This is a genomic window from Oleiphilus sp. HI0132, from assembly GCF_001635845.1.
On sequence record NZ_LWGJ01001371.1, the window covers coordinates 1 to 2,369 of the forward strand.

A 2,369-nucleotide genomic window follows, 5' to 3' on the forward strand; every position below is an offset into this window, starting at 1 on the left:
GCCTTTTGGTAGAGATTGCAAATTATTCCTTTTCGCAGGAGGGGTATAAGATAAATTATATCGTTAGGCCCTGGATTCGTTCAATTTTGACTGTCCGTAATGGTGACTATGATGGAATTATTGGTACGGGTAGAGATGAAACACCTGATTTCATTTTTCCAGATGAACCTTTGTATAGCATTGAACATGTTTTCTATGTGAAAAACACATCTGATTGGCGTTTTAGTGGGTTTAAGTCATTACAGAATATCAACCTTGGTGCTATAAAGAATTACTCTTATGGCAGCCTTCTTAAGGAATATATTGAGCCAAACCAAGCGAATATCGCACGTTTAACTATTCTTCATGGTGATGATGCTTTTAGCCGTCTAGTTGAATTACTTAAAATAGATAGGATTGATGCTTTCGTAGAGGAATCTAATATAGTGCTAAACTATTTGACAGGCCTTAATTCGTATGAAGATATCAAATCAGCAGGGGTTGCTTCAAAAGAAGACATATATATCGCTTTTTCTCCGAAAAAACGTAACGCAAAACTTTATGCAAATATTCTATCAAAGGGTTTAAAAGAACTTAAGAGTTCTGGCAAATTAGATCATTTGCTACTTAAATATTCTCTATTAAAACCGCCGAAATAGAAAAAGTCTGGTGCAACTGTTTTTTTGGGTGGCCATGAAATTAGGGGCGGTGGGTACAGCTTGTTTGTACATGGAAACACTTAACCAGGCGTTCAACACGGACTCCGTAATGCTGACACCTTTTGTGCAAAAATACGCACAAAAACTGCCATCATTACTCCTCCGGTTAACGCGGCGTTATATTTTTTAAACACTGTCACTGTTCAATATACAAGGAAACTAATAGTGAGTAATTGCCCATCTTGCTCCAAAAAGTTTGGCTTTATGAATCTGCTAAAGTCATCAAACCCCATGCGTATCAAATGCAGTGGCTGTAAAGAAATAATACGCATAAATGGTTTTCACGCTCTTATAGCTGTTGTTATTACTTTACCATTAGCGTTTTTAGTTTTAGCTGCTGTAGCAAAGGCAACTGCTAGCGGGGGTATAGCAGTTGCAGCGGCAATATTTTCAGGCTTAGTCGCTGAGTTTGTATTTTATAAATTGGTAATTTCTGGCAAGGTTAAATCTAATCTCGTAGCAAATGAAATATAACCAGGCAATCAAAGATCGCCCACGAAAGGGCCCGTGGGCTGGACTCGCTCTGCTGCGCGCCGCTCGCCCTTTATTGCGGCGTTAGGCTCATGGAGATGCTATGAAAGTCGAGATAGTAAGAGATACTGGGACAGGTTATTTTGGCACAACAACTGCCAGAACAAATGTTCCACAAGGAAAGAAACTTGAGCTTACCATGCAGAATCTATGTTCAACTTTGGGCATTAAAAAAATCTACTGGACCATTAGCTCAAGAGAAGCAAAATATTATCGCCCGGATGGACCTTATACCTATCAGAGTGCTTCCAATACCATTCTTGAATTATCTGAAAAAGTAGCCGAGAAATATGCGAATAAAAAAGCCTAACAAGTTTAGCCTGCCTCGCCCCGGAAAAATCCCCGGGGCTGGACTCGCTATCGCTCGCCGCAGCTAAAGGCGTTAGCTGTAAAAAAGGAGTTAAATTGAAGCACATATTTGTTATTGCAGTTTTAGCCTTATTGTCAGGTTGTAGTTCAATGGTAAAGACCGAAATTGGAGATTACGATTACGGCAAAAGTTTAAGTGAACTACAAAGTCAGCATATCGAGTTACAACCTCAGGATGGTTTATTCTCTGAACCACGAATTAGCATTCCATTAGATGATGCTAAAAGCCTTTGGGGAGAGCCCCAAAGTACGGAAAATCTATGGGGCGAAAAAGCTTTGGGTTCTGGTATCGCTTTAAGTGCAGCAGCTACTGGCTTAATTAGTTGGGCGGGTTATGGAGTAATAGAGCTGATGTTTTTGCCTCCTTGCCAAGAACATGTATGGTCAATAAAAAATAAACAAGTCTTAGCTAAAAGCTGCAGTACCATTGGTACAGGGTATCAATCCAAAATAGTAAAATGGGATTGGTCCGAAAATTAAATCAGCTAACAAGTTTAGCCTGCCTCGCCCCGGAAAAGGCCCCGGGGCTGGACTCGCTATCGCTCGCCGCAGCTAAAGGCGTTGGTATGACTCCCCACGTCAAGAGGCCCGCACAAAATCCTGCCGGAACCTCGGCCAGAGCCTTTCTTTTTAATTAACATTCTTCCCGTTAGGGAAGCGTCAACGCATCAGATGAAGCAAGTAATTTCGACGGTGATCATGCTGGTATTCGTGGGTTGCTAACGCGACGCGTTAACCTATCCAACCTTACTTATTACGTCGTGGTGCCTG

General features: G+C 41.3%; 4 protein-coding genes. All 4 read left to right on the forward strand.

Annotated features, from left to right (window positions below; all coding sequences use genetic code 11):
* On the forward strand, positions 1-638 hold a 638-nt coding region (locus tag A3766_RS21020; RefSeq protein WP_068642933.1), incomplete at its 5' end, for an ABC transporter substrate-binding protein.
* 225 nt (positions 639-863) lie between these two features.
* Positions 864-1,172 (forward strand): hypothetical protein, encoded by a 309-nt coding sequence (locus tag A3766_RS21025; protein ID WP_068510925.1) that lies wholly within the window; start codon positions 864-866, stop codon positions 1,170-1,172.
* 100 nt (positions 1,173-1,272) lie between these two features.
* Entirely contained in the window at positions 1,273-1,539 is a 267-nt protein-coding gene (locus tag A3766_RS21030; RefSeq protein ID WP_068510923.1) for a hypothetical protein, read from the forward strand.
* Between the two features lie 95 nt (positions 1,540-1,634).
* On the forward strand, positions 1,635-2,078 hold the full coding sequence (locus A3766_RS21035; RefSeq protein ID WP_068510921.1) for a hypothetical protein: 444 nt from the start codon (positions 1,635-1,637) through the stop codon (positions 2,076-2,078).
* Positions 2,079-2,369 lie beyond the last annotated feature (291 nt).